The organism is Saccharopolyspora karakumensis, assembly GCF_004349225.1.
In the GTDB taxonomy this organism is placed as follows: Bacteria; Actinomycetota; Actinomycetes; order Mycobacteriales; family Pseudonocardiaceae; genus Saccharopolyspora; species Saccharopolyspora endophytica.
In genome coordinates, this window is the sequence record NZ_SMLA01000127.1 from 1 (window position 1) to 1,116 (window position 1,116).

Consider the following 1,116-nt stretch of genomic DNA (forward strand, 5'->3'; position numbering starts at 1 on the left):
TGTGATGTCCGGGGAGGTTGGTCAGTCGGGTGACTGGCGGTGTGCCTCCGATGGCGGAGTGGGGGCGGTGGTGATTGTAGAAGTGGATCCAGGCTGGCAGGGCGGTGTTGCGTTGCTGGGTTGATTCGTAGGGGCGGGCGTAGGCCCAGCCGTCGGCGAGGGTGCGGTGGAATCGTTCGATTTTGCCGTTGGTTTGGGGCCGGTAGGGCCGGGTGTGTTTGTGTGTGATGCCGAGCTCGCGACAGGTGTCACGCCAGGCGTGGGAGCGGTAGCACGCGCCGTTGTCGGACAGGACTCGTTCGACGGTGACGCCGTGTTCGGCGAACCACGCGACAGCGCCGTGCAGCACATCGATCGCGGTGGCGGCTTTCTCGTCGGTGCGGATTTCGGCGTAGGCGACCCGGGAATGATCGTCGATGACGGTGTGCAGGTAGGCGGTGCCCAGCCGCGGGGCGTGGTGACGGTCGCGCTCGCCGGTGCGGTGTGCTGTGGCGGCCCGGTTGCGCTTTCCCTGGTGACGTCCGAGGTAGCGCCAGCCGCCGCCGTCGGGGATGTTGCCGAACTTGGTGACGTCGACGTGGATCAGTGATCCGGGGTGGTCGTGTTCGTACCGGCGCAAGGGCTCGCCGGTGACCCGGTCAATCCGCGAGAGCCGGTTGATCCGGCAGCGCACCAGGACCGCGTGCACGGTCGAGGACGCAAGACCCACACGCCCGCTGATCTGGACCGGGCCCAGGCGGTGACGCCACCGCAGCCCCACGATCCGCCGAACGAGCTGTTCAGGGGTCTTATTCGGGTTGTGGTGCGGCCGGCAACTGCGATCACGCATGCCCTCGACGCCTTCGAGTCGATACCGCTGGGCCCACTTACGTGCCGTTTTCGCCGACACCATGAACATCTTCGCCGCATGAGTAGTCGTCCAGCCCTCCTCGACGATCAAACGAGCCAGCCGCAGCCGGGTGCGCGGGGTCAGCGTGGCGTTAGGGTGGGACACGAAGGCCTCCGGTTGATGAAGCGGTTCCTAGACAGCTCCACTTCACAACCAGAGGCCTTCACCTGTCTGCAGAACAAACCAACTCACACACCACGACCGGGACAACCTCCCCGGACATCACA

At 65.9% G+C, this 1,116-nt stretch carries 1 protein-coding gene; it reads right to left on the bottom strand.

Annotated features, from left to right (window positions below; translation table 11 throughout):
- The coding region (locus tag E1202_RS31105; RefSeq protein WP_132686877.1) for an IS481 family transposase at positions 1-994 on the bottom strand (994 nt) is incomplete at its 3' end.
- Positions 995-1,116: the final 122 nt, after the last annotated feature.